This is a genomic window from Dechloromonas sp. A34 (assembly GCF_026261605.1).
Classification (GTDB): Bacteria; Pseudomonadota; Gammaproteobacteria; order Burkholderiales; family Rhodocyclaceae; genus Azonexus.
Map to the genome: position 1 here is coordinate 2613612 of NZ_CP102486.1, position 19619 is coordinate 2633230.

A 19619-nucleotide genomic window follows, 5' to 3' on the forward strand; every position below is an offset into this window, starting at 1 on the left:
CAACATGACGATGACGAATGTTTCGCAAGGAAGCGCCGATGCTTTGCCACCAGCGCTGAGAACTGCCCAGGAGGCGATCCATCTTCCCGAAGTTCAGGAGATGCTGCGCAGACTATCTGCATACCGGCTCGGCATCTTCATGCCGCACATGCACGACGAACAAACCGGGGAATTCCAGGCGCTTCCCGATGCAGTCATGCAGGTGGAATCCGGTCTGAAAGTGTCCTTCCAGCCAACGGAAGAAATCGCCAAGCAGACCGATCGCTTTCTCCCTGTGGGCTGGTTTTGGCGTGCTGGTGCATCGACACCCATGGCCGTGTGCGAAATGGTTCGGGATGAAAGCGCGGGCGCTACGCAGCGCTACGTCAAACACAAGATGGTTGAAGGAGGCTAGTTTCGTTTTTTCAACCCTTTGGAAAGAGGCGCCACCATGCAAACTGAACTTTTGAAAGTAACGGGAATGACTTGCGGCGGCTGCAGCAGCAAGGTAACTAAAGCGCTGCAAGCGGTCTCCGGCGTTGATGTCGTAGCCGTGTCGCTCGCGAACGGCGAAGCCACGGTGCAATACGACGAGCGGCTGACCTCGCCCGACCAACTGAAATCGGCCGTGAAGGGCGCGGGCTATGGCGTGGATACCACCGACGCTGCTCAGAAACCGCAAAGCAAAAGCGGCTGCTGCGGCTGATTCGGCCGGATCTGAAAATCGTGTTCGCACACGATGTCGCAGACCTCGATAACGAGTCGCCGGCAAAGTGATCCGAGATGATGTATCAATACCTGTTGAACCGAGATCCATCAAGGAGCTGTCATGAAAACGAGTGTTATGGAAGTACACGACCTGCTCTCGGTATTGACCGTTGAGCAAGTGGAACAGCGATTTTGCGAGGTGCCGGGTGTCGCCAGCGCGACAGTGAATTACGCTGCGGGAAACGTCACCGTCCGCTACGACGAAACCCTTCTCGAAGCAGCTGATATCAAGGTGATCGTGCACCAACGCGGGCAGCAGTCCGCAGGAGACTCACCCGACAACGAGGTAAGCGGAAGCAAGCCTGACCATAAGCCTGCGGTAAAACAAACGCCGGCAGCAGCGCCAGCCTCCGCTTCACCGTTACAACCGGCTGTAGCCAAGACTGGCCCGACGGCGCCTGGCGCCATGCCCATGCCGGCCGCTTCGCCAGTTGAAGATCACGAAGGCAAGCCGGCGCCGGAGGCGCCGCCTTCTTCCGCAGCCGCTGCGCCCAATGCTTGAACGATCAGACTGGCCGACCGCAGCAGCGAAAGTTCCCATGACATTTCCAATCGGCTATTACAGCCTCCAGATACGCTTGTTCAAAGGGGGGTACGATGAAAACGAGCGTTATTGACATGCGCAACATGCTGTCGGTATTGACCGTGGATGAAGTGGAAAAACGAATTCACGGGGTGCCGGGTGTCGAAAGCGCGACGGTGAATTATGCTGCGAGAAACGCCACGGTACGCTACGACGAAACCCTGCTCGAAGTCGCAGATATCAAAGTACTCGTGCGCCAACGCGGAAAGTCGCCCGCAGACGATGGACAAGAGGAGAAAGCGGTGCCGGACGGGCTGCCGTCCACGCTGGTTGCAACTGCACTGGAATCACCTCAGGACGCGCCTGTCCCGGTGCCCGCGCCAACCGCTGCAGCAGGCGGCGGGAAAAGCGAGCAAGCGCTGCCGAACGCGCCGCAATCAACACCCGTTGCCGCTGCGCCGAAACCTCCCGCGGATGTTTCAGCCGCCACTCCGGGGTCCGCACCGGCCGCCCCTCCAGCCAACGAGCACAATGACCTTGAGGAGCCAGGAGCGCTTGACGGGATAAGCGCTTGGCTAAAGGATACCTTTGCCGGCGAAGACAAAGGCCGGGGGGAGCCCGACGCGCAGACATCAACGCCCACAGTCGATGCGCCGAAAACAGCGCCAGGCGCGGCCGCTGCAACAGAACACGGGTCGGCCGCTTCGGCAGGCGGCCACACCGGTCATGAGGGTCACAAAGGTCACGCGGCGGCGGGTGCGCCGCCCGCCATGTCGGCGGATATGGCGCACGAGATGGGCCATGATGGCAAGGATCTGCCGGCCATGGTGCGCGACATGCGCAACCGTTTCTGGATCTGCCTGGTCTTTGCCGTGCCGATTTTCTTCTACGCACCGATGGGACTTTTTACGCCGCCCGCGCCGCCATTCGGTATCGACCTCGACCTGTGGTTGTTTGGCTTGGCTTCGCTCGCCATCGTCTACCCGAGTTGGCCGTTTTTCGTCTCGGCCTGGCGCGCGCTGAGGAAGGGCACCCTCGGCATGGCGGCGTTGATCGTGTTGAGCGTCGGTACCGGGTATTTATTCAGCGTTGGCAGTACTTTTTTCTTTGACGGAGGCGGACAGTTTTTCGAAGCCGTCGCCGTTCTTCTGGTTTTCATCCTGCTCGGCCACTGGCTGGAAATGCGTGCCCGCGCGGGTGCGTCGTCCGCCATCACGGCGCTGATGGATCTCACGCCGGCCAAGGCCTCTGTTATCCGCAACGGCGCCGAGCTTGAAGTTCCGACGGCGGAAGTATTGGCGGGCGAAATTGTCGTGATCCGACCGGGCAACAAGATTCCGGTCGATGGCACGGTGGAGACCGGCGAATCACTGGTCGACGAGTCCATGCTCACCGGCGAGTCGATGCCGGTCCAGAAGGGGCCGGGCGCCACGGTGATCGGTGCGACGATCAACAAGAGCGGCAGCTTTACCTACAAGGCGACCAAGGTCGGGGCCGACTCGGCGCTGGCGCAGATCGTGAAATTGGCACAGGAGGCGCAGAACTCGAAGGCGCCGGCGCAACTGCTGGCGGACAAGGCCGCGCAATGGCTGGTGATCGCCGCGATCGTCATCGGTCTGGCGACCTTTGCGGTGTGGTTCTGGTGGATCGGTGAGCCGCTGCTGTTCGCGGTGACGCTGACCATCACAGTCTTCGTGATCGCCTGCCCGGATGCGTTGGGGCTGGCGACGCCGATGGCGGTCATGGTGAGTACCGGCTTGGGTGCCAAGAACGGCATTCTGTTCAAGAACGCCTCGGCGCTTGAAGACGCGACCAGGCTCAACGTCATCGTCTTCGACAAGACCGGCACGCTCACCGTCGGTCAGCCGGAAGTCGTGGAGATCGTGACGGCGGATGGAGTCACCGAGGACGTGGTGCTGAGCGCCGCCGCAGGCGATCGTGCGCCGGGCGGCGAATCTGACGGTCGTCGCGCCAACCGGATTCGAAAGCCTGGACGGCATGGGTGCTCGCGCCGAGACCGCTGGCGGAACGGTGTTCCTCGGCAACCGGCTGCTGATGGATACGCAAAAGCTCGCGCTCGGTCAACTGGAGGCCGAAGCCACTCGCTTGCAGGGGGATGGCCGCACCGTCGTCCATGTCGCTCAGGCCGCTCGCGTGATTGGCCTGATCGCCATCGCCGATGCGATCAGGCCTACGGCCAAGGCCGCGGTAGCCAAGCTGCGCGACCAAAAAATCGAAGTGGTGATGCTGACCGGCGACAACGTGGCGACGGCCAGACGCATCGCCGCCGATCTGGGCATCGACAGCGTGCTGGCCGATGTGCTGCCGGGCCAGAAGGCCGACAAGGTGAAGGCGCTGCAGGCCGCGGGAAAAAAGGTCGGGATGGTGGGCGATGGCGTCAACGATGCGCCTGCGCTGACCCAGGCTAACGTGGGTTTTGCCATTGGCGCCGGCACTGATGTCGCGATGGAAAGCGCCGATGTCGTGCTGATGAAGAGCGATCCGTATGACATCGTTGCGGCGATCGCGCTGTCGCGCGCAACGGTGCGCAAGATGCACCAGAATCTCTGGTGGGCGGTGGGCTACAACGTAATCGCGTTCCCGCTTGCAGCAGGCGTCTTGTATCCATTCGTATTGAGTCCGGAGGTCGCAGCGCTGTCAATGTCCGGCAGCACCCTCATCGTGGCGATCAATGCGCTGTTGCTGAAGCGCACCAAACTCGAAGGCATCAAACATGCGCGATTGCAAAGTGCACCGCTAGCCGACGCGCCGGTTTCCTCGGGAGGTGCAGCATGAGCGATTCACTGTACAGCGCGGGCGTGACGTCACGGCCCGTCCCACAGGTGAACTGCCGAGCGGCGAATGCTGTTGCGCTGCTGAGTGCAGTCGTGTACCTCCGCTTCGTATTGCGCCGGACCAGACGCAGCAGGCCGCGTCACATGTTCGGAGCCGTCGTGCCGGTTCGCTCATCCGGGAGCAGTTTTTCTGATCATCATTGATAGGAGATTTTAAAAATGAATACACGAGAGATGACAAAGGCCTGCAAGGTCGGCCGGGGCGTCGCGTCGTTGTTGGCGTCCGTTCTGCTTGCCGCCGGGCCGGCTTTTGCTGCTCCAGGGAAGGTCGTATGTTGATGCCTCGGCTGTTCCGCAGACCCCTGTGGATGGTCTAACTTGAGTGACCTCGCGCAGACTGCAGGAGACGTGCCCCGTGCCACCATGGCTGCACTCGTGTTTGCCGTGTTCACGGTGTCGGTCGGTTTTGGCGTGGTGCTTCCGCTTCTGCCCTACCTGATCGAGCGGCTCCTGGGAGCAGGAGTGGACGTTGCGCAAATTTCCCGACATACCGGGCTATTGACCGCCGTCTACACCTTCTCGCTATTTCTTTTTGCTCCGATGTGGGGGCGACTGGCCGATCGACACGGTCCGCGTGGCGTGCTGCTGGTTGGGCTACTCGGTTTCAGCGTAACCACGCTAGTCTTCTCGTTCGTCGAGAGCCTCGTCGCGATCTACGCCGAGCGCTTTTTGAGCGGCATGTTCGCCGCGGCGGTGACGCCGGTGGCGGCGGCGGTGATCGGCAAGTTTGCGACGACCGAACAGGGGCGCGCCCGCCGGCTGGCGTTCGTCAGCATGGCGGGCATTACCGGCTTCCTGCTTGGACCGATGCTGGGTGTGTTCGTGACGCGCTTTGCAGCGGATTTCTTCGCCCTCGCCATGCCGGCCGGATCGCTCGCGATTCCGCTCGCGGCGACGACATTGCTCGCCATTCTAGTGGCCGGCGCTGTCGCGCTTGCCGTACCGAGCAGCGCGGGCCACGAGCGGCCAGCGCAGACGGCGGGCGCCTCGCTTGATAAGAAGACATGGCTTATGCCGAGGTTGCTCATTCTCACCTTCATCGTTTCGGCCGGCGTCGGGGTCTTTGAGGTCGGGCTTGCACTGCGTGGCCAGCAGGAACTCGGCTTGACTTCGTACCAGATCGCGCTGATGTTCACCGAATGCAGCCTGGTCATGTTTGTCATGCAGGCCATCGTGTTCTCGCCCTGGTTCAAGCCGGACACGACCCGCTGGCTCATCGCGCCCGCGCTGTCCATGTTTGCAGCCGGTCTGTTTCTCGTGCCGTGGGCGTCTGATTTTACGTTGATGTTGCTCGTGATAGGTACGGTCGCGGCCAGCGCGGGCATCCTCTCGCCGATCCTGACCTACTGGATATCGGCCAGAGCCGGGAGCGCGCAGGGTTGGGAACTCGGCAAGCAGACGGCAGCCGCCAGCCTCGGCGTTTCCCTGGGTTCGGCGGCAGGCGGGCTCCTCTACAATGTTGCCGTTTTGCCGGGTGCCTCCTTCGTTCTGACTGGGGGACTCGCCGTCCTGGGTTTTTTGCTAAGCCTCGGGTTGCCGCATTTGCTCGCACTCCCGATTCGTGGCCACGTCCGTGCTTAGCGTGCAGCAGGTGAAATCATAAGGAAATCGAGGTAAGGCGATGGCAACTGATCCGGTATGTGGCATGCAGGTCGACGAGCAAAGCACGGCAGGAGGCAGCATGTTCGGAGGGCGCAATTATTACTTCTGCTACATCGCTTGCAAGAAGAAATTCGACGAAACTCCCTCTTTGTATGATGCCCGGCAAATGACGGCCCATCCTGATTCCGTGTTTGCCCTGCGCGTGAACATGATGTGCAAAACGAGTACCCGGCCCGGCCTTAGAAAGCTGACAACAATGTAATCTAGCCGTCATTCTGGCGACAGGTGCGACGACGCAGACTGGGATTGTCGGGCCTTCCCACAGGACCGGAGCGGCAAAGGGCACGCCATCCGCTGCCGATGACGCTCGATTCTTACGGTCCATCACTTCGAGGAGTCGCCATGGAACACGAGCATGATGTTCACAGCGACGCCAGAAGTCGCTCAAAGGCCAACATTGCCTTGATCGTCTTCCTGGTTATCGCCGCGTTTTTTCTGATTACCGAGCATCAAGCGCACCTCGCCGGGTGGTTCCCCTATTGGCCCTATTTGCTGCTGCTGGCCTGCCCCTTGATGCACCGCTTCATGCATGGCGGCCATGGTCATCGGTCGCATGGCTCGCGCGACGCAGCGAACGAAACCGCCAGGGAGCAAAAATAATGGATGGCAACGCCGCTCCGGCCTACGGGCTATGGTCGCAGGTGATCATCAACTCGCTGGTGTTCATCATCTTTGCCTTCAGCTTCGCCAAGCCGCAATCGCCGCGCGACTGGCGTTCGTTCGGCGCGTTCTCGGCGTTTCTGGTCGCTTTGTTTGCCGAGATGTACGGCTTTCCGCTGACCATTTACCTGCTCTCGGGCTGGCTGTCGACGCGCTTCCCCGGCATCGACTGGCTGTCGCACGACTCTGGGCATCTGCTTGAAACGATCCTCGGCTGGAAATCGAATCCTCATTTCGGCCCGTTTCATCTGATCAGCAACCTCCTGATTGCTGCCGGTTTCTGGCTGCTTGCTTCGGCATGGAAGGTCTTGTATGCGGCACAGCGCAATCACCGCTTGGCGACCAGCGGAGCGTACGCACGCCTGCGCCATCCCCAGTATGCGGGCTTCATTCTGATCATGAGCGGTTTCCTGTTTCAGTGGCCGACCCTGGTGACGCTCGCGATGTTCCCGGTTCTGGTATTTATGTACGTGCGTCTGGCGCGGCGTGAGGAGCGGGATGCCCGCACGGAATTTGGTGAGGCCTACGCCCGTTACGAAAGAAATACGCCGGCATTCTTTCCCCGGTTCGGTAAGAAAGCGCAGGCATAAGCGGTGGCACGCCGTATTTTTGCGCTCGTCGGTCTCTGGTCAGTGCTTGCCTTTGCGCTAAATCTGCTCTGGGAGATCGCGCAGATCAGGCTGTATACGATCTGGCTTGCGGCAGATCAATGAGCATCGCATGGGCGCTGCTGCATTGCACGCTGGGCGACGTCGTGATTGCCCTCGCGCTGTTCGCACTGGCCGGCGTGTTGCTCCGGTGCGCGGACTGGCCGGTGTTGCGCCCATGGACTGGCGGGGCAATTGTCATGATTGGCGCGATCACTTATACCGTGTGGAGCGAGTGGTTCAACGTCTATCGCGCCGGTAGTTGCGGCTATACCGCGAGCATGCCGATGATTTTTGGTATCGGTCTTGCCCCCCTCTTGCAGTGGTTGATCTTGCCGCCAGTGATGGTCGGCGCGTATCGAAGGCTAAGATCGGCGTTGTTTTCCGCCAAGGCCGAGTCAACTCATGACTGACCCTCGCCGCGGTGATTCCCGCCATCTACGCCCTGGTTAAGCAATGTCGCCTAAATCGGGGCTTGAGCAATAAATCAGTTTTCTAACGAAAGGAGAATGTGATGTCTAAAAAGCTTTTGGTGGTTGCCGTGACAGTGCTCCTCCTGGGAGGCTGTGCCAGCAGTGGATACGGAAATGGTTCCGGAAACGACCCGCACGCCGGCCACTCTCACTAACCTCCTTGATCGGCACGGAAGGCTGTGAGCCAAGGGCAAGCCAACATCAAGCTTCTCCTGCGGCACCACACGGTATTCAGGCGTTAATCAAAAGAGCGAGGAGCCAAACCATGCGTTCAGAATCCAAGAATCAACCAAATGAGTCGTGGTATCGGTCTCGTGGCACGGTCATCGTTGCCATGATCGCTGTCATCCTGGGGTTCTTCATCATTCGGGAGCATTGGGAACATCTGACCGGACGGTGGATCTATTTACTTCTTCTGCTATGTCCGGTGATGCACTTCTTCGGCCACGGTGGGCATGGCGGTCATGGCAAGTCAGAAGGAAGCAATGAACAGAATTCGTAGGCAACGGTTCGCCGCTGGGCTGATCGCATTGGTCAGCCTGTCGGTGCAAGCTCAAAGCTGGCAAGTGCCCAAACCCAGTCCCGGCCTGATGCCCAATCCGGCAGCCGGCAAGACGCTAGTCGCGAAACACTGTGCTACCTGTCACGGTGCGGACTTGAAAGGCTCAGACAAGGGGCCTCCGCTCCTGCACCGTATCTACGAGCCCTCGCATCATGCCGATGCTGCTTTCCAACTCGCCACGAAGAACGGCGTGCGCGTCCACCACTGGAAATTCGGCGATATGGCACCGGTGCCGCAAGTAACACCCGACGACGTGGCTCACATCACGGCCTATGTGCGCAGCGAGCAGCGCAAGGTCGGCATCGACTAAGGAGCGAATCATGGCTACAGCGATTCCGGAACAGCAGCACGAGCAGCGTCACTCACGATCTACCCCAGCACCGGACAGTGCACCGAACACCCTCACCGATCCGGTTTGCGGCATGACCGTCAAACCGGAATCGCCCCATGCGACGGATCTGGAAGGCGTTCATTACCGCTTTTGCAGCGCCAAATGCAAAACGAAATTCGACGCGGAACCGGCGCGTTACCTTGCTCCGCAGCCGGCGGAGCCCGCCATTCCGGATGCCGAATACACCTGCCCGATGCACCCGGAAATCCGGCAGATCGGTCCCGGCAACTGCCCCAAGTGCGGCATGGCTCTCGAACCGCTGCTGCCCGATTTAGAAAAGGACGAGGACAACACCGAGTACCGGGACTTCCACCGCCGTTTCTGGCTCAGTTTGCCGTTGACCGTAGTAGTGGTCGTCCTGGCGATGGCCGGGCACCGGCTGGAAGGTCTGTCGCCAGCGGTCCGCACTTGGGGTGAACTGTTGCTCAGCCTGCCCATCGTGCTCTGGGCCGGCGCGCCGTTCTTCGTGCGTGGCTGGCAGTCGCTGGTCCAGCGCAGTCCCAACATGTGGACACTGATCAGTCTCGGTACCGGGGCGGCTTTCGGTTACAGCGTGGTGGCGGCGCTGGCGCCTGGCCTGTTTCCCTCATCTTTCGTGGCCCACGGCCGCATCGGCGTCTATTTCGAGGCGGCGGCGGTGATCATTTCCCTGACCCTCCTTGGTCAGATGCTGGAACTGCGCGCCCGTTCGCAAACCTCGGCCGCCATCAGGTCGCTGCTCGGCCTCTCACCGAAGACGGCCCGCCGCATTAACCCGGACGGAATAGAGGAGGATGTGCCGCTGACTCATGTCCATCTCGGCGACATGCTGCGCGTACGGCCTGGCGAGAAGGTGCCGGTAGACGGCGCAGTGATCGAAGGTTCAAGCGCCGTCGATGAAGCGATGCTCACCGGCGAGCCGCTACCTGTAACGAAACGCCCCGGCGACCAGGTGATCGGTGCCACCATGAACACCGCCGGCAGCCTGGTCATCCGTGCCGAACAGGTCGGCGCCCGGACCGTGCTCGCCCAGATCGTCCACATGGTCGCCCAGGCCCAGCGCTCGAAGGCGCCGATGCAGCGGCTAGCCGATGTGGTGGCCGGCTATTTCGTGGTCGTCGTGGTCGCTATCGCGCTGACCAGCTTTTTTGCCTGGGGTTTGTTCGGTGGCGAGCAGGGCTGGGTCTTCGGTCTGATCAACGGCGTTTCGGTGCTGATCATCGCCTGTCCCTGCGCCCTCGGGCTGGCGACGCCGATGTCGATCATGGTCGCCACCGGCAAGGCGGCGACGCAGGGCATCCTGTTCCGCGACGCGGCAGCCATCGAACGGCTGCGCGACGTCGATACCCTGATCGTGGACAAGACCGGCACCCTGACCGAAGGCCGCCCGGCCTTCGAACGTGCGGTTGCAGCGCCGGGTGTTGGCGAGGACGAGGTGCTGCGCCTGGCCGCCAGTCTCGACCAGGGCAGCGAGCATCCGCTGGCCGACGCCATCGTCCGCGCCGCCCGCGAACGCGGGCTGGCCCTGGACAAGGCCGAACAGTTCGAATCGGCGACCGGCAGCGGCGTGCGCGGGCAGGTCGGCGGCCGGCGGCTGGCCCTCGGCAACGGCGCGCTGATGGCGGCGGACGGTGTCGATCTCGGCGCCCTCGCCGGGGAGGCGGAAACCCTGCGCCAAAGCGGCGCCAGCGTCATGTATCTGGCGGCCGACGGTCGCCTGCTCGGGCTGCTGGTCGTTGCCGATCCGATCAAGGCGAGTACCCGCGAGGCGCTGACGATCCTGCGCCAGGCCGGGTTGCGCATCGTGATGGCGACCGGCGACGGCCTGACCACCGCCCGGGCGGTGGGTGCCAGCCTGGGCATCGACGAAGTGCATGGCGAGGTCAAGCCGGCCGATAAACTGGCGCTGGTCGAGCGCCTGCAACGGGAGGGACGCATTGTGGCGATGGCCGGCGACGGCATCAACGACGCCCCAGCGCTGGCCAAAGCGGATGTCGGCATTGCGATGGGCACTGGCACCGACGTCGCCATGAACAGCGCCCAGCTCACGCTGGTCAAGGGCGACCTGCGCGGTATCGCCCGCGCCCGACTGCTCTCTGTTGCAACGGTCGGCAACATGGGCCAGAATTTGGCCTTCGCCTTCCTCTACAACGCCCTCGGGGTGCCGGTCGCGGCTGGCATCCTCTATCCCTTCTTCGGGCTGGTGCTGTCGCCGGTGATTGCGGCCGCGGCGATGAGTCTGTCGTCGCTCAGCGTGGTCGGCAATGCGCTGCGTCTGCGCGGGCAACAATAAAACAGAGATCTGCTGATGTCCTCACGATTGCCTGACATAACCACCCAATACGAATGGCGCGATTGCTACAGCGTCGGGAACGCCATCATCGACCAGCAGCATAAAAAGATGTTGCTACTGTGTGCGGAGTCGGAGAAATGCTTGGAGAGCGCCGGTCCCGAAGGTTGTGAAAAATTTCATGATCTGCTCCACGAAATGGCTGTCTGTGCTAGAGAGCATTTTGCGAAGGAAGAAGAATTGCTGCTGGCGCACCATTACCCAATGCTGGCCGAGCACGCTGAAGAGCATGAACAATTCCAAATCGTGCTAACCGATTTCCTATTCGCAGCACTGGAAGGCAAACAGGACCGGCTCGGGGTGTTCCGTTTCCTGTCCGAATGGTGGATTCACCATATCCTCGTATCGGATTTGGACTGTAAGCCGTATCTCGTAGAAAGTTGAGCCCTAGCGGGGATACCCCTCGACGTCAGATTATCGCCGGGAGTTTCCTGACAAGGATGTAATCAATAAGTCATCCAGATGACAGCTACAAAAGCGCAGACTACTTGGTGTCAGCGATTCAGACATTGCCCACCACTCTCCTGGAGAACCATCATGAAACTGCAATCCACGCTTTCAGCAATCTTGTTCGCCACCACCGCGCTATCCTTGGGCGCCCAAGCCGCCGACGCCGACAAAGCACCTCCTGCCGCAGAAATGAAGATGGAGCAAGGCACCAAGCCCGCCAAGGCCGTCAAGCCGCACTCGCACGTTGAGGAAAAATCCGGCGTTCCGCAAAAGGCGCCGGCCGCCGTTGATCCCGACAAGAAGAATGCTGCGCAGGACAAGAGCAAGCACTACCATCCCCGGGATATGAAATAACGGATTTCCGTTACCAATCTGTTTGCAGAAGCCTCCACAGCCAGGCTGCCTCGGTAGGCGGCTTGGCACTGATTGAGATAGCGCCAAGCCGGGAGGGAGAGCGACCATGATAAAAGCCATGACCACAAGCCGCGACCCGGTATGCGGCATGGCTATTGAGGTGGCTCGTTCCTCGCGCTTCATCACCTATCGCGGCATGCGCTACCACTTCTGCTCGGCCCAATGCCTCGAACGCTTTAATGACATCCCGGCCCTCTACACCGGCTCACAGCGGATTGCCGATATCCTGCCTATCCCGAAACGACGCAAACTGCGACTGGCGAACGGCAACGAATCGGACATCCAACGCGCCGCCCAGCGTGTCGGCGAAATGATCGGGGTAACCTCGGTTACTACAGAAAAGACTCACCTGCTGGTCGAATACGATTTGAGGAAAACCATTCTCTCGCAAATCGAAACGGTGGTCACCGCCGAAGGCTTACAGTTCAAGGAAGGGCTCCACGGCTTCAGACGACGCCTTTGGACGCTGACGGAAGCCAGCGAGTTGGAAAATGCCGCCCACCCCGGACCTGGAGCCTGCTGCAACCGGCCTCCTACCAGGTTGCGCTGAGCGAAACCGCGAAACGAGGGCGTCTCCCCTTTCCCGGACAACTGTCGAATTCCACCTGCGCCGAGTGCTGCGGGCCAATGCCTGCGATGCGACTTCAGGCTGCATTGAGGCGTCGCGAAAGCCCGGATTTATCATGACATTTCGCCAACTGTTTTGTAATTCGATGGTTATGTTGTCGACAGTCGCCGGGTCGCACACTGGATACACCATTACAAGCAGAGGAGAAGATCATGCGTATTGCACTCGCTCCAATTTTTGCCGGGATTGCCTTTCTGGCCCTCACGGCATGCACCTCGGTCCCATCGGTCGGTGAGATTCCGGCAAGCATCGCCAATGCCACCACAGCCGCCGAGCACCAGCAAATAGCTGCCTATTTCGCGGAGAAAGCGGCCAGCTACGATGCGGAAGCAGCTTTGCACGAAAAAATGGGGCGCTCATACGCCAGCCGCCCGAAAGGCGATCTGGCGGCGATGCAATCTCACTGCCGTTCGCTGCAGGCGCAGTTCACCAATGCCGCCAAGGATGCGCGCACCCTGGAACAGGCACACCGCCAATTGGCCGGCAGTTCCGGTAAATAGATGCCGATACGGCAGGCAATCGGTTGCCCGAAACGTTCGCGTCGCGTAATCCGAAATGAATAGCGCGCCGCCACTCTCAACAGCCACAAGGGTAGGGCCCACAAATTGCCGAAGGAAACAAGGAAGAAGGCGACACCTGACAAGTTATCGCCCTTTTGATTGAGTCAAACCAAAGTTCAAGGAGATTTTCATGGCTATCGATTCCATTAGCCGCAATACCATCACCAGCGCTGCACGCCAGCCTGTCGAGAGTCCGCTAACCAAAGAGCTACAAGTCGAACGCCAGGAAGCCAGGGCGCAAGAGGTCTCACAGCGCAAAGCAGAGGAAGCGTTACCGCCGGTTGTGAATGTTCAGGGTCAAACCACCGGGACGCTGATCAATATCGTCGCCTGAATTGGGGAACGTGTTTGGGCAAAGAACACCTGGGCCGACAGTTTGGCCAAAAACGGTTCTAGCCCGCTATGTTGTTTCATCTGACATTTGAATGACAAACTTGTAACCGGGGGTTATGTATGCGTCAGTCTCACCGACGCATACTGCAATTATTCAAGATCTTGGATAAAGGAAGAAAAAATGCTGGAAGCTGCTGATCGTTTGAAAAACCAGTGTCAGTCACAACTTGAACTGACCTCGGATCTTTGCAATTTGGGGCTGGGATGCTGCGAGCGCCTGACTGAAATCAACGGACAGTTTGCCCGCGGACTTCTGGCTCACGCCGGAACCGATAGCCAGTCGTGGCTGCGCGGCGATGCGAGCGGTTTGATGGTGGGAACGGGGCGGACCATCCTGGATCATTGGGCCTCGATGCTCGCCTGTTGCACTGATTTTCAGCGTCAGGTATTGACCGGTTTGGCAAAGAAATGACCCCTTGTTCGGTAGCGGGGCGTCGCTCCGGCACCCAACGCTCGGATAAGCACTAGCCGGCCCGCTAGTAGAGTTCGCGCGCGTCAGCAACTAAAGCCCCAATGCCGCGGATCGACGCCATCGCCAATTCTCCACCCCTTCAGCCTCCGGTCGATGGCGGCCATGCCAATCATGGCGCCACGGGTAATGCTCAGCACGGTGGGAATGGTGGTAGCCTGACCTCATCGAGTGGCGAGCCGCACCCGCAGCATGTTCCCTTGTCCAGCCAGGCACAGGGCGGAAAAAAACATGACGTTCAGGATATGGCCCTTGGCGTGCGCGCCTATCGCCAGCAGTTGATTGCGTCCAATATCGCCAACGCCGATACGCCCGGCTACAAGGCGGTGGACATCGATGTCGCGGAAGCCATGCGCATCGCCCGATTGGCCTCCCAGGCGCCACCGACAACGCTGGCGACGACCGGCAGCGGCCATATTTCCGCAACTGCTGTTTCCGCCCAGCCACCTTATCCCCTCAAGTATCAGGTGCCGAGCCAGGATAGCGCGGACGGGAATACGGTTGATATGGATGTCGAGCGCACCAAGTTTTCCGATAACTCGTTCATGTACCAGTTTTCGGTCGATCGGGTTAGCGGCCACTTCAAGATGCTGATGGAGTTGTATCAGTCCTTGAAATAAATGACATCGCCTTTCCATGGAACTTCACAAACCTCCTGAACATGGTGATCGCTGCACCTGTCGTATGCTCGCCGTGGCCGTCGGTTGCAATCCCAAGACTTTGACTTATAACTATTGTCGAACGGTGCTGCAAAAACGTTGGTTTGTGGAGTGCAATCACGGTTGCTGCAACGAGCAGGAAACCGCCGCGCCCCGTGATGCATGGCACGATCTTGGGCCCATCGACCCGATCAAGGCTATCCTGATCATCAACGAGTGATCGATCAACTCATGTCCATCATTAATGCCCAAACCGGCTTTTACACCGCCAACCCGGAAGGCGCCCGCCCAAATGAAAAACGCAACCCTACCGCAAACTCCCCGGCAACTGCGTTGGATGCTGGCCAGCAAGTTGGGAGCCACCTCGATCGTGATCGGACTGGCGGCAGGAGGGGTCTCCTACCTGCTCGAAACGTCGAGGACCGAGCAAGCGGCACTGGATCGCGCGACGACCAGCGCCCGCCACTTCGAGTCGCCGGCCATGCAAATGGCCTTTGATGGAAAAGCACAGGAGGAGCACGGTACACTCAACCGCCTGCTGGATCGAACCCGGTTTGTCGGCATTCGCGTATTCAACTCGAGTCGGATGCTGATTTACGAGACTTGGGGCGATATTCCGACCGCACTCGTCGCCGCCGCCAAGTCCCGGCAGCATGACTGGCCTGAACGAGGTCAAAGTCACCAAAACTGGATCGAGGTGTCAGGCGAACGGCTGATCCAAGTCGTCTTGCCGTTGTTCGGGAGCGATGGTTCGCTGGCCGGCTATGTGGAAGGCGTCAGCCGCTTCGATGAGGAAAGCTTGCTGGCTCAGCGGGAACAAGTCCGCGCCGCAGCCCTGACCGCCACCTTGTCTGTCCTGCTCACCGCGCTGCTACTCTATCCCTTGCTGTTGGCCATGCTGAAACAATCGACCGGGCTGTCCCGACGCCTGCTGGACTCCAATCTCTCCCTGATGCACTCCCTCGGCAACGCCGTTGCCAAGCGGGATTCGGATACAGATACCCACAATTACCGCGTCACCTACTATGCCGTCGCCCTGGCCGAGGCGATGGACCTGCCGGAAAATGAGATTGCCGATTTGGTAGTTGGCGCTTTTCTGCACGATGTCGGCAAGATCGGCATTCCCGACCGCATTCTGCTCAAACCCGACAAACTGACCGCCGAGGAATTCGAGGTCATGAAGAGCCACTCCCTTCTCGGCACCGAGATCGTCGCCGGTAACTATTGGCTGGCGGGCGCGGCGCAGACCATTCGCCATCACCATGAGCAGTTTGATGGCACCGGTTATCCCGATGGTCTGCGCGGCGATGCAATTCCCCGTATTGCCCGTGTCTTTGCGGTCATTGACGTCTTCGATGCGCTGACCTCGGAACGCCCCTACAAGAAGCCGATGGCGCTCGCCGAAGCGCTGAGCATTATCGAAGGGGATGCCGGCCGATATTTCGACCCGGCGGTTGTTGCGGTTTTCATCAAGATTGCGCCTTCCCTATACGCCAGGGCAGTTCAGGTGGGCGATGCGGAATTGCGGCTGGGAATGCGCGCGTTGCTTTCTCGCTATTTCAAAACAGAAGCGGCCCCCTGACGGAGGCCGCTTTGCGCTCTGGAGAGTCGATCGATTAGCCTCCCTCGTGCCCCTTCTTGAGCAGAGAGTCGAGACGCATGACTTCGTCGCCGTGCATGATGATCTTCTGACCATCCTTGGTTTCCATCACGGTGTCTTTTTTCATGCGCATGGCGCGACCGACTTTGTCTTCCATGGCCATTTTCCCGTCCTTGAAGATGTAAACCGTAGAACCATCTTTCAACTCGATCACTTGCTTCGCTTCAGCACGGGCAGCATCGCCAGCGAATGCAGTAGCGGTAACGGCGCTCATCGCGACCACCATCAATAATTTTTTCAGCATTTCTTTCTCCTCGGATGTAATGAACTTGCATCTCAGATACTACCTACAAGAACCTGTCAGTTCCCCAACGAGGCAATGACATTGGTGTCATCGCCTCGTAATCTTTCACTCAGCCGCCGGTGTAGGCCGGGTTCTCGGTGACATACACCGTCACGCCCTCAGCCCCCGGAATAACCTTGGCAAGCGGAAACGACGCAGTGCCCAGCGTATCGAATGTCCAGGTGACGCTCTTGCTGCTAACATCGATTCGAACGGTTTCGAGCCGCGTGACATTCAGGTATTTGGTGCCGCTGTCGATATTCACCACCCGTGCGGCCGCGTTGGACGTTGCGTAACCGTAGGGCGCGAGTTGGTTGGTGGTCGGCTGACTCTTGGATTCCGAGACATGACTCAGCCAATGATTGGTGCCCGCCTCTGAGTAATCCTCGTGGGCATAACTAGTTCCTGTGGCAGCAAAGGCAAGTGCAACGACCAGGATAAGTTGGGAAGTATTTGCTTTCATGATTCTCTCCTTGTTAATCGTGTCGGACCTATTTCGTCCAACCGTGATGTCATCTTAGGAGTGCGATACCAACAGGAGGCTGACCTGGAGATTACGTTTGCGTCATCGGCATCGAAAGCTGATTTATCGCAAATATCTTTATGCTCCTTGACCCATCGTTGCCGTCGCTGTTAAAACGGGCGTCATAATCTGAGCAGGGGAAAATATTGAAGACAGCGCTGATGCCGATCATCGATCGGTACAAGCAGGATCCGGAATCCGTCTACAACACGTGGTTCATCGGCAACGACGAGCGCCTGAAGGCGTTTCGTAGTATCCGGCGTGGTGTTGCCGTCGTGGTCGATGACATCAAGCATGGGCGCTTCCCCAACGACTTCAAAGGGTCATCCCTGGAATTCGTGCTTAGCTGCATTTCCGAACAAAAGCAGGTGTTTGAAGGGGCGGCACATCCGTTCTACTGGAAACCGAAGCTGCGCATCCCAGATATCTACGAAAACGAAGGCAACAAGCAAGCGTTTGGTGAGTTCCTGTATGCCTGCCTGGGCACCGCCGAGGCTCGAAACATCGAGCGGGAAATATTGCGGCTGGCCGCCCGGGGGATCAAGGGCTTGGGACCGGCGGTCGGTAATATCCTGTACTTTCTTCACCCGACACTGTTCCCGCCGTTCAACACGGCAATGGTCAATGGTTTCAACATGCTCTTCCAGACCAAAATGAAGCTGGGTTCCTGGGAAAGTTACTTGGCGATGCGGGAAACGATTATCGAAGCCAATGCCGCGCTGGGCGTTCTATCGAAGGATCTGGGGGCTTTTTGTGGCCTGCTTTTTGAGGTCGGTGTTGGACGCGTATCGCCCGAAGTTGACGGCCACGACAACTTGGTGGTCGAGCGCGAAAAAGTGGAAGCGGTTCGCCGTAAGCGCCATGCCCAGGTCGACAAGGACATCGCCGAGGAGCGGGTGCATACCAAGGTTCAAGCGCAGCTATCCAATGTGGGACGCGCCCTCGGCTACGACGTGTTTGTCGCTCGCAACGACCGAAATGCGATGCACAACGGCAGCCCCCTGGGCTATCGCTGCCTGGAACATTTGCCGAATCTGAGTCTCTCTCCGGAAGTGCATGCCACCGCCGAACTCATCGACGTACTTTGGCTGTATCGCGGCGAGCCCAGAATCGCGTGTGCCTTTGAAGTCGAAAAGAGCACATCGATCTACTCGGGCATATTGCGACTGACTGACATGGCGCTTTCTATTCCCGGGCGGGAAGATCATCTCTATCTGGTGGCGCCTGCCGTTCGGGAAAAGGAAATTATCGAACAACTCAAGCGACCGATGTTCCAGCGGCCAGATGATTTCTCGCTGGGCTATATCCTGTTCGAGGATTTGGAGCAGCATTTCGATTCCCTTTGCAAACTCGGGGAGGACCACCGAATCCTGGAGAAACTTGCCAGTCGCTGTTGCGCCTGAAGTTTGATGCAGTCTAACCATAGAGGCAGAAAAAGCTTTTCCATAGAATTAGTGGCGTGGTGTCATTTTCTCGGGCTGCCCAATGCCTCGATACGGGATTCCTTTCGCTTTTGCCATGGCTATGCGGTGACGGATTTGTAACCGACCGGGTGGATTCCCGTCAGCTTCCTGGTCGCATACTGCTTGCATGAACCAACTTCAATAGGAGGAAATCATGCGCCACAGCAAACTTGCCGTTGGGTTCTTGAGCCTGAGCCTGTTGGCCGTCTCGGCTTGCACATTGGTTCCGCAAACATCTGAGGTTCGCGACGCGGTCGCCACTGCAGCAACCGCCTCCGATCACCAGAAGTTAGCTGACTATTTTGCGCAAAAGGCCACCAGTTACGAGGCCGAGGCCGCTTCCCACGAGCAGTTAGCAAATTCCTATGGGGGGTACCGGGGACCGATCGTGTTTGTCTCCCATTGCCGTTCGCTGCAGCAGGGATTTGCCGCCGCTGCCAAGGAAGCCAGGGCGCTAGAGCAGGCGCACCGGCAACTCGCTGACAGCATAGGCAAGTAACGGGGCGCAATGCTTTCCTTGCTGAGGCCTAAGGCAGGGACGTAGGACGGAATTTCCAGGGAGATAGGAGATAAAGTTATCTACGGGTACATGAATTCCCGTTACCAGCAATGCCATTTTCCATCAAAGTGCACATGCTCTATAGCTGATTACGGTCGATTACATCAAGGCCGTGGGGAGCGTACTTCGTACCCATTGCCGTCATTGTCTTCTTCAATGGTTAAGCGGCAGGTGCCAGAGCGGAGCAGTCATTCTGGATAACCCAAGTGAGTTCGTCGCCATCACTAAACAGATACGAGGTATTTTTTGCTTGCAAGCGTCGTTCCGAGGCCGTCTTGACCGTTACATTTTGAGTTCTTGGAAGGCCAGGCTCAAGGCGGTGTCATCGAAATTAGTTGGATCGAATGAGGCACCGTACCACTCACGCATTTGTTGGTGCTCGGGATGGTTGGTGTTGGCGATGGCAAAGACGAAATCCGCGAAGCCGTATACGCCACAGACATCTTCGGGCGGTGCCGCATTGGCACCGCCGAGACACAGGGCGTGGTTAGACAGTTCAGGGGCGCCGGGCAACTTCTTCTCGACCTTGATCCGGTGTTCCCAGTGGTCGCCAAAGTCATAGATGTACTTGAAGGACGTAATGTCACTCTCGCCCCAGTCTGCTGGACTGTTTTCTGGCGGTAATTACCACACGGTAAGCTAAAAAACCAACACCCGCCAGTATGGTTACATCCCGGTAATCTCTCTGATGGTTTTGCCTGAAAGGCAT

The 19619-nt window shown here is 59.0% G+C and carries 26 protein-coding genes and 1 pseudogene; 24 read left to right on the plus strand and 3 right to left on the minus strand.

The window, feature by feature from the left end; all coding sequences use genetic code 11:
- Positions 1 to 4 precede the first annotated feature (4 nt).
- The 22 genes and pseudogenes from NQE15_RS13030 to NQE15_RS13135 all read left to right on the plus strand — a co-directional run bounded on the left by NQE15_RS13030 (position 5) and on the right by NQE15_RS13135 (position 16004).
- Positions 5 to 394 (plus strand): hypothetical protein, encoded by a 390-nt coding sequence (locus tag NQE15_RS13030; protein ID WP_265941947.1) that lies wholly within the window; start codon positions 5 to 7, stop codon positions 392 to 394.
- A gap of 36 nt (positions 395 to 430) precedes the next feature.
- Positions 431 to 685, plus strand: coding sequence for a heavy-metal-associated domain-containing protein (locus NQE15_RS13035; RefSeq protein WP_265941949.1), 255 nt, complete (start codon positions 431 to 433; stop codon positions 683 to 685).
- Positions 686 to 808: 123 nt separating this feature from the next.
- On the plus strand, positions 809 to 1249 hold the full coding sequence (locus tag NQE15_RS13040) for a heavy-metal-associated domain-containing protein (RefSeq protein ID WP_265941951.1): 441 nt from the start codon (positions 809 to 811) through the stop codon (positions 1247 to 1249).
- 125 nt (positions 1250 to 1374) lie between these two features.
- Positions 1375 to 3105, plus strand: a pseudogene (locus tag NQE15_RS13045) (heavy metal translocating P-type ATPase); the annotation flags it as partial.
- Positions 3106 to 3208: 103 nt separating this feature from the next.
- The gene (locus tag NQE15_RS13050) at positions 3209 to 4066 is read left to right on the plus strand and encodes an HAD-IC family P-type ATPase (protein ID WP_265941952.1); all 858 of its coding nucleotides are present in this window, start codon (positions 3209 to 3211) and stop codon (positions 4064 to 4066) included.
- Positions 4067 to 4443: 377 nt separating this feature from the next.
- Positions 4444 to 5706, plus strand: a complete 1263-nt coding sequence (locus NQE15_RS13055; protein ID WP_265941954.1) for an MFS transporter — start codon at positions 4444 to 4446, stop codon at positions 5704 to 5706.
- 40 nt (positions 5707 to 5746) lie between these two features.
- Positions 5747 to 5989, plus strand: a complete 243-nt coding sequence (locus NQE15_RS13060; protein ID WP_265941956.1) for a YHS domain-containing protein — start codon at positions 5747 to 5749, stop codon at positions 5987 to 5989.
- 140 nt (positions 5990 to 6129) lie between these two features.
- Positions 6130 to 6387, plus strand: a complete 258-nt coding sequence (locus NQE15_RS13065) for a DUF2933 domain-containing protein (RefSeq protein ID WP_265941958.1) — start codon at positions 6130 to 6132, stop codon at positions 6385 to 6387.
- Positions 6387 to 7037 carry a methyltransferase family protein gene (locus tag NQE15_RS13070; protein ID WP_265941960.1) on the plus strand — a complete coding sequence of 217 codons (651 nt, stop codon included), beginning with the start codon at positions 6387 to 6389 and terminating at the stop codon, positions 7035 to 7037. Before NQE15_RS13065 ends, NQE15_RS13070 begins: the two co-directional genes overlap by 1 nt.
- Positions 7038 to 7156: 119 nt before the next feature.
- The gene (locus NQE15_RS13075) at positions 7157 to 7507 is read left to right on the plus strand and encodes a hypothetical protein (protein ID WP_265941962.1); all 351 of its coding nucleotides are present in this window, start codon (positions 7157 to 7159) and stop codon (positions 7505 to 7507) included.
- 325 nt (positions 7508 to 7832) lie between these two features.
- Positions 7833 to 8069: a DUF2933 domain-containing protein gene (locus tag NQE15_RS13080; protein WP_265941964.1), complete on the plus strand. Its 237-nt coding sequence runs from the start codon at positions 7833 to 7835 to the stop codon at positions 8067 to 8069.
- Positions 8053 to 8439 carry a c-type cytochrome gene (locus tag NQE15_RS13085; RefSeq protein WP_265941966.1) on the plus strand — a complete coding sequence of 129 codons (387 nt, stop codon included), beginning with the start codon at positions 8053 to 8055 and terminating at the stop codon, positions 8437 to 8439. Before NQE15_RS13080 ends, NQE15_RS13085 begins: the two co-directional genes overlap by 17 nt.
- A gap of 10 nt (positions 8440 to 8449) precedes the next feature.
- Positions 8450 to 10792 (plus strand): heavy metal translocating P-type ATPase, encoded by a 2343-nt coding sequence (locus tag NQE15_RS13090; RefSeq protein ID WP_265941968.1) that lies wholly within the window; start codon positions 8450 to 8452, stop codon positions 10790 to 10792.
- A gap of 15 nt (positions 10793 to 10807) precedes the next feature.
- Entirely contained in the window at positions 10808 to 11233 is a 426-nt protein-coding gene (locus tag NQE15_RS13095; protein ID WP_265941970.1) for a bacteriohemerythrin, read from the plus strand.
- A 153-nt stretch (positions 11234 to 11386) separates the two neighbouring features.
- Positions 11387 to 11653 (plus strand): hypothetical protein, encoded by a 267-nt coding sequence (locus tag NQE15_RS13100; RefSeq protein WP_265941972.1) that lies wholly within the window; start codon positions 11387 to 11389, stop codon positions 11651 to 11653.
- A gap of 106 nt (positions 11654 to 11759) precedes the next feature.
- Entirely contained in the window at positions 11760 to 12263 is a 504-nt protein-coding gene (locus NQE15_RS13105) for a YHS domain-containing protein (RefSeq protein ID WP_265941974.1), read from the plus strand.
- Positions 12264 to 12493: 230 nt separating this feature from the next.
- Positions 12494 to 12841, plus strand: coding sequence for a hypothetical protein (locus NQE15_RS13110; RefSeq protein WP_265941976.1), 348 nt, complete (start codon positions 12494 to 12496; stop codon positions 12839 to 12841).
- A gap of 190 nt (positions 12842 to 13031) precedes the next feature.
- Complete coding sequence (locus NQE15_RS13115; RefSeq protein ID WP_265941978.1) at positions 13032 to 13235, plus strand: hypothetical protein; 204 nt, start codon at positions 13032 to 13034, stop codon at positions 13233 to 13235.
- Positions 13236 to 13415: 180 nt separating this feature from the next.
- Positions 13416 to 13706, plus strand: coding sequence for a hypothetical protein (locus NQE15_RS13120; RefSeq protein WP_265941980.1), 291 nt, complete (start codon positions 13416 to 13418; stop codon positions 13704 to 13706).
- Between the two features lie 101 nt (positions 13707 to 13807).
- Entirely contained in the window at positions 13808 to 14383 is a 576-nt protein-coding gene (gene flgB, locus NQE15_RS13125) for a flagellar basal body rod protein FlgB (RefSeq protein ID WP_265941982.1), read from the plus strand.
- 16 nt (positions 14384 to 14399) lie between these two features.
- A complete protein-coding gene (locus tag NQE15_RS13130) occupies positions 14400 to 14642 on the plus strand; it encodes a hypothetical protein (RefSeq protein WP_265941984.1) in 243 nt (80 codons plus the stop codon).
- Positions 14643 to 14759: 117 nt separating this feature from the next.
- Complete coding sequence (locus NQE15_RS13135; protein WP_265941986.1) at positions 14760 to 16004, plus strand: HD-GYP domain-containing protein; 1245 nt, start codon at positions 14760 to 14762, stop codon at positions 16002 to 16004.
- A 34-nt stretch (positions 16005 to 16038) separates the two neighbouring features.
- On the opposite strand, the gene copK is transcribed toward NQE15_RS13135, so the two are convergent.
- Positions 16039 to 16326: a periplasmic Cu(I)/Cu(II)-binding protein CopK gene (gene copK / locus NQE15_RS13140; protein ID WP_265941988.1), complete on the minus strand. Its 288-nt coding sequence runs from the start codon at positions 16324 to 16326 to the stop codon at positions 16039 to 16041.
- 109 nt (positions 16327 to 16435) lie between these two features.
- A complete protein-coding gene (locus NQE15_RS13145; protein WP_265941990.1) occupies positions 16436 to 16828 on the minus strand; it encodes a CzcE family metal-binding protein in 393 nt (130 codons plus the stop codon).
- 206 nt (positions 16829 to 17034) lie between these two features.
- On the opposite strand from NQE15_RS13145, the gene NQE15_RS13150 reads away from it, so the two are divergent.
- Together NQE15_RS13150 and NQE15_RS13155 are read left to right on the plus strand one after the other, a co-directional pair.
- On the plus strand, positions 17035 to 18291 hold the full coding sequence (locus NQE15_RS13150; RefSeq protein ID WP_265941992.1) for a hypothetical protein: 1257 nt from the start codon (positions 17035 to 17037) through the stop codon (positions 18289 to 18291).
- Positions 18292 to 18505: 214 nt separating this feature from the next.
- Positions 18506 to 18850, plus strand: a complete 345-nt coding sequence (locus NQE15_RS13155; protein WP_265941994.1) for a hypothetical protein — start codon at positions 18506 to 18508, stop codon at positions 18848 to 18850.
- A 342-nt stretch (positions 18851 to 19192) separates the two neighbouring features.
- On the opposite strand, the gene NQE15_RS13160 is transcribed toward NQE15_RS13155, so the two are convergent.
- Positions 19193 to 19492, minus strand: a complete 300-nt coding sequence (locus NQE15_RS13160; RefSeq protein WP_265950271.1) for a plasmid pRiA4b ORF-3 family protein — start codon at positions 19490 to 19492, stop codon at positions 19193 to 19195.
- Positions 19493 to 19619: the final 127 nt, after the last annotated feature.

Excerpts from the sequence above, each read along its gene's own strand:
- NQE15_RS13090 (WP_265941968.1), top strand. The coding sequence starts at position 8,450 with ATGGCTACAGCGATTCCGGAACAGCAGCACGAGCAGCGTCACTCACGA.
- NQE15_RS13115 (WP_265941978.1), top strand. The coding sequence starts at position 13,032 with ATGGCTATCGATTCCATTAGCCGCAATACCATCACCAGCGCTGCACGC.
- NQE15_RS13065 (WP_265941958.1), top strand. The coding sequence starts at position 6,130 with ATGGAACACGAGCATGATGTTCACAGCGACGCCAGAAGTCGCTCAAAG.
- NQE15_RS13095 (WP_265941970.1), top strand. The coding sequence starts at position 10,808 with ATGTCCTCACGATTGCCTGACATAACCACCCAATACGAATGGCGCGAT.
- NQE15_RS13060 (WP_265941956.1), top strand. The coding sequence starts at position 5,747 with ATGGCAACTGATCCGGTATGTGGCATGCAGGTCGACGAGCAAAGCACG.
- NQE15_RS13155 (WP_265941994.1), top strand. The coding sequence starts at position 18,506 with ATGCGCCACAGCAAACTTGCCGTTGGGTTCTTGAGCCTGAGCCTGTTG.
- NQE15_RS13030 (WP_265941947.1), top strand. The coding sequence starts at position 5 with ATGACGATGACGAATGTTTCGCAAGGAAGCGCCGATGCTTTGCCACCA.
- NQE15_RS13035 (WP_265941949.1), top strand. The coding sequence starts at position 431 with ATGCAAACTGAACTTTTGAAAGTAACGGGAATGACTTGCGGCGGCTGC.
- flgB (WP_265941982.1), top strand. The coding sequence starts at position 13,808 with ATGCCGCGGATCGACGCCATCGCCAATTCTCCACCCCTTCAGCCTCCG.
- NQE15_RS13080 (WP_265941964.1), top strand. The coding sequence starts at position 7,833 with ATGCGTTCAGAATCCAAGAATCAACCAAATGAGTCGTGGTATCGGTCT.
- NQE15_RS13040 (WP_265941951.1), top strand. The coding sequence starts at position 809 with ATGAAAACGAGTGTTATGGAAGTACACGACCTGCTCTCGGTATTGACC.
- NQE15_RS13130 (WP_265941984.1), top strand. The coding sequence starts at position 14,400 with ATGGAACTTCACAAACCTCCTGAACATGGTGATCGCTGCACCTGTCGT.
- NQE15_RS13075 (WP_265941962.1), top strand. The coding sequence starts at position 7,157 with ATGAGCATCGCATGGGCGCTGCTGCATTGCACGCTGGGCGACGTCGTG.
- NQE15_RS13135 (WP_265941986.1), top strand. The coding sequence starts at position 14,760 with ATGCTGGCCAGCAAGTTGGGAGCCACCTCGATCGTGATCGGACTGGCG.
- NQE15_RS13070 (WP_265941960.1), top strand. The coding sequence starts at position 6,387 with ATGGATGGCAACGCCGCTCCGGCCTACGGGCTATGGTCGCAGGTGATC.
- NQE15_RS13145 (WP_265941990.1), bottom strand. The coding sequence starts at position 16,828 with ATGAAAGCAAATACTTCCCAACTTATCCTGGTCGTTGCACTTGCCTTT.
- NQE15_RS13105 (WP_265941974.1), top strand. The coding sequence starts at position 11,760 with ATGATAAAAGCCATGACCACAAGCCGCGACCCGGTATGCGGCATGGCT.
- NQE15_RS13120 (WP_265941980.1), top strand. The coding sequence starts at position 13,416 with ATGCTGGAAGCTGCTGATCGTTTGAAAAACCAGTGTCAGTCACAACTT.
- NQE15_RS13100 (WP_265941972.1), top strand. The coding sequence starts at position 11,387 with ATGAAACTGCAATCCACGCTTTCAGCAATCTTGTTCGCCACCACCGCG.
- NQE15_RS13085 (WP_265941966.1), top strand. The coding sequence starts at position 8,053 with ATGAACAGAATTCGTAGGCAACGGTTCGCCGCTGGGCTGATCGCATTG.
- NQE15_RS13110 (WP_265941976.1), top strand. The coding sequence starts at position 12,494 with ATGCGTATTGCACTCGCTCCAATTTTTGCCGGGATTGCCTTTCTGGCC.
- copK (WP_265941988.1), bottom strand. The coding sequence starts at position 16,326 with ATGCTGAAAAAATTATTGATGGTGGTCGCGATGAGCGCCGTTACCGCT.